We start from the raw sequence: 4006 nt of genomic DNA, 5'->3' as shown, positions 1-4006 counted from the left end.
GTTCGACTTCAACGACCCCAGATACAGAGGCCGTTCAGGCTCACGCGCCTGCCCGTACGTCGCGAGCAGCGCCTGCGCCTCGATCGGATCACCCAACCGGGTCCCCGTACCATGCGCCTCCACCGCGTCCACGTCGCCCGGTGACAGACCCGCGCTCGCCAGGGCCTGCCGGATCACACGCTGCTGGGCGGGCCCGTTCGGGGCGCTCAGTCCGTTGGACGCGCCGTCCTGGTTGGCCGCCGAACCTCGGACCACCGCCAGCACCGGATGGCCGTTGCGCCGCGCGTCCGACAGCCTCTCCAGGAGGACCACGGCGGCGCCCTCGCCCCAGCCGATGCCGTCGGCGGCGTTCGCGAAGGCCTTGCAGCGGCCGTCCACGGCGAGGCCGCGCTGGCGGGCGAAGACCACGAACCCGGCCGGGGTGGCGAGGATGCCGGAGCCGCCGGCCAGCGCGAGGGAGCAGTCGCCCTGGCGCAGCGACTGGGCCGCGAGGTGCAGGGCGACCAGGGAGGACGAGCAGGCCGTGTCGACGGTGACCGCCGGGCCCTGGAGCCCGAGGGCGTAGGAGACGCGGCCGGACATCACGCTGCCGGTGCCGCCGGTCAGGGCGTACCCCTGGTCCTCGGTGGAGTCGAGGAGCATGGCGCCGTAGCCCGTCGGCAGGCCGCCGACGAAGACGCCGGTGCGGCTGCCGCGCAGCGACGAGGGGTCGATACGGGCCCGTTCGACGGCCTCCCAGGAGGTCTCCAGCAGGAGCCGCTGTTGCGGGTCCATCGCCAGCGCCTCACGCGGAGAGATGCCGAAGAGGGCCGGGTCGAAGTCGCCCGCGTCGTACAGGAAGGCACCTTCCTGGGTGTAGGTCTTGCCAGGCTTGTCGGGGTCGGGGTCGTAGAGGTCGTCCAGGTTCCAGCCCCGGTCGGTGGGGAGCCCCCCGACGGCGTCGCCGCCGTCGGCGACCAGCCGCCACAGGCCTTCCGGTGAGTCGGCGCCGCCGGGGAGGCGGCAGGCCATGCCGATGACGGCGAGGGGTTCGCGCCACTTGTCCTCGGACTCGCGGAGCCGCTCGCGGGTCTGCTGCAACTCCGCCGTGACCCGCCGCAGGTAGGTACGGAGCTTGTCCTCGGTCATGGTCGACTCCAGTTCGGATCTGGTGAGGCGCCCGGGGGGGGACGCGGAGTACCCGGAGGTGACGCCGGCACCGGAAGGCCGGGCGACGCGGGGTTCGGGCGGCGCGCGGGGTCAGGTGCCTCGCGGGGTCAGGCGACGCCCAGGTCGCGGTCGATGAGGTCGAAGATCTCGTCGTCGGAGGCCGAGTCCAGCGAGTCCGGTGCCCCGGCGGAGGTCTCGGGGTCTGCGGCGCTCAGCCCGGCGGCCAGGTCGTGCAGCCGTCGGGCGATGTCGGCGCGGGTGTCAGTGTCCATGTCAGGCGCTGACAGCGCCTGGGCGAGGGCCTGTTCCATGCGGTCGAGCTCCCGTTGGACGCGCAGGGCGTCCATGACGGCTTCGGGGGTTCCGGACAGCAGTTCGCCGCGCAGGAGGGTGGCGAGGGTGGTGGGGGTGGGATGGTCGAAGACGAGGGTGGCGGGCAGGCGCAGGCCGGTGGCCTTGTTCAGCCGGTTGCGCAGTTCGGTCGCCGTCAGCGAGTCGAAGCCGAGGTCCTTGAACGGCCGGTCGGGGGTGAGTGAGTCCGTGGACGCGTGGCCGAGGACGGCCGCGGCGTGCTCGCGGACCAGGGCCAGCAGGGTGTCCTGCCGTTCGGTGTCGGTCAGCCCGGTCAGGCTCTCCCGCAGCCGGATCACGGCTGCGCCGTCTGCCCCGTATCCGTCGCCGTCCCCGTTCCCATCGCCGGTGTCGTCCTCTCCGCGCAGGGCGCGGGCGGCCTCCGGGATCTCCTCGATCAGCGGGCGGCGGCGTGCGGACGTGTACACGGGCGCGAAGCGCCGCCAGTCCATGTCGCTGACGACGAGGACGGTCTCGTCGTGGTCGACGGCCTCGCGCATGACACCGATGGCCAGTTCGGGCTGCATCTGCCGGACGCCCATCCGCTCCATCTGACCGGCGACGGCGTCGGATCCTGAGCCCTGGAGCATACCGCCGCCGGCCCAGCCGCCCCAGGCGAGCGAGGTGGCGGGCAGACCGCGGGCACGGCGCTGGAGGGCCAGGCCGTCGAGGAACGCGTTCGCGGCCGCGTACGTGCCGTTGCCCGCGCTGCCCCACACAGCCGCGCCGGAGGAGAACAGCACGAACGCGTCCAGGTCCAGGCTCTCCGTCAGCTCGTCCAGGTGACGGGCGCCCTCCACCTTGGCCACCGTGCCGGCCACGAGTTCCTCCGGTTCGATGGACAGGACGTCGGCGAAGGTCGCCACCCCGGCGGCGTGCACGACGGCGGTCAGCGGGGTCTCCTCGGGTATGTCCGCCAGCACGGCGGCGAGTGCTTCCCGGTCGGCCGTGTCGCAGGCCGCGAACGTCACTCCCGCCCCCAGCGCCCGCAGTTCCCGGTCCAGTTCGGCGGCGCCGGGGGCCTGCGCGCCACGCCGGCTGGTGAGCACCAGGTGCGTGGCCCCCTCGGCCGCCAGCCAGCGGGCGACATGGGTGCCGATGCCGCCTGTTCCGCCGGTCACCAGGACCGTCCCCCGCGGCTTCCACGGCCGTTCGGGATCGCGCCCGGTCGGCGCGGCCCGTACGAGCCGCCGCACGAAGACACCCGACGCGCGCACGGCGACCTGGTCCTCCGCACCCCCGCCGTTGGCGAGGAGCGCCGCCAGCCATCGGCCGGTGTCGTCCGTCCACCGGGTGGGCAGGTCGACGAGGCCGCCCCACCAGTCCGGGTGTTCCAGGCCCACGACCTGGCCGAACGCCCACAGTTGCGCCTCCTCCGGCCGGACAGCGTCGTCGGCCGTGACGGCGGCGGCTCCCCTCGTCAGCCACCACAGGGGCGCGGTCACACCGGCGGCCCGCAGGTCCTTCAGCAGGGCGACGGCGCCGCCGAGGGACCCGGGTGAGGCGATGACGCCCGCGTAGTCACCGGCGGCCCGCAGATCGGCCTCCACTTCGGCACCGGCGGCGCGCAGTGCCTCGGCCACGGCGTCGACGGTCCCGTCCTGGGGTGTCAGAACGAGCCAACGGCCGGACAGCGGCGTGTCGTCGGCGAGCGCGCCACGGCGCCAGACGACGCGGTAACGCCAGTTGTCCACGGCTCGCCCGCCGGCTCCGGTGGCCGGGATGGTCTCGGGCCAGTAGCGCTGGTGCTGGAAGGCGTAGGTCGGCAGGTCCACGGTGCGGGCACCGGTGCCGGCGGGCCACTGCTTCCAGTCGACGGCGGCACCCTGTACGTACGCCTCCCCCAGAGAGAGCAGCAGCCGCTCCGGACCGCCCTCCCCTCGGCGCAGGGAGCCAGTGACGGCGATCTCGCGCCCGGCCGCCTCGGCCGTGTCCTGCACCGCGCCGGTGAGGACGGGGTGCGGGCTGATCTCGACGAAGACGCGGTGTCCGCTCCCCACGAGGCCGGTGACGGTGGGTTCGAGCCGGACGGTGGAACGCAGGTTGCGGTACCAGTACTCGGCGTCCAGCCCCGTGGTGTCGAACCGCTCGGCAGTGACCGTGGAGTGGAAGGGGACAGTGGCGGTGGTGGGCGCCAAGTCACTCAGTACGGCCAGGAGTTCGCCGTGGATACGCTCCACCTGCGCCGAGTGGGATGCGTAGTCCACGTCGATACGTTTGGCACGCACCCCGCGCCCGGTCGCCTCCGCGATCGCCTCGTCCAGATCCTCGGGCGCGCCGGCCACGACCACCGACGACGGCCCGTTGACGGCGGCCACGTCCACCCGGCCGTCCGCCAGTGGTGCCAGGCTCCGCACGTCGTCCACCGGCAGTTGTACGGACGCCATCCCGCCGTAGCCGGACAGCGCCACGATCGCCTTCGACCGCAGCGCCACCACCTTCGCGCCGTCCGCGAGCGACAGCGCGCCCGCGACCACCGCGGCGGCGATCTCGCCCTGGGAGTGCC

General features: G+C 73.8%; 2 protein-coding genes. Both read right to left on the bottom strand.

Annotated features, from left to right (window positions below):
• On the bottom strand, window positions 1-1128 hold a 1128-nt coding region (locus AB0959_RS52865), incomplete at its 3' end, for a beta-ketoacyl synthase N-terminal-like domain-containing protein (protein WP_366834193.1).
• A 128-nt stretch (window positions 1129-1256) separates the two neighbouring features.
• On the bottom strand, window positions 1257-4006 hold a 2750-nt coding region (locus AB0959_RS52860), incomplete at its 5' end, for an SDR family NAD(P)-dependent oxidoreductase (RefSeq protein ID WP_366834192.1).

It is taken from the genome of Streptomyces sp. NPDC046862, from assembly GCF_040704615.1.
In the GTDB taxonomy this organism is placed as follows: Bacteria; Actinomycetota; Actinomycetes; order Streptomycetales; family Streptomycetaceae; genus Streptomyces.
This window is presented reverse-complemented; position numbering and strand designations above follow the sequence as displayed.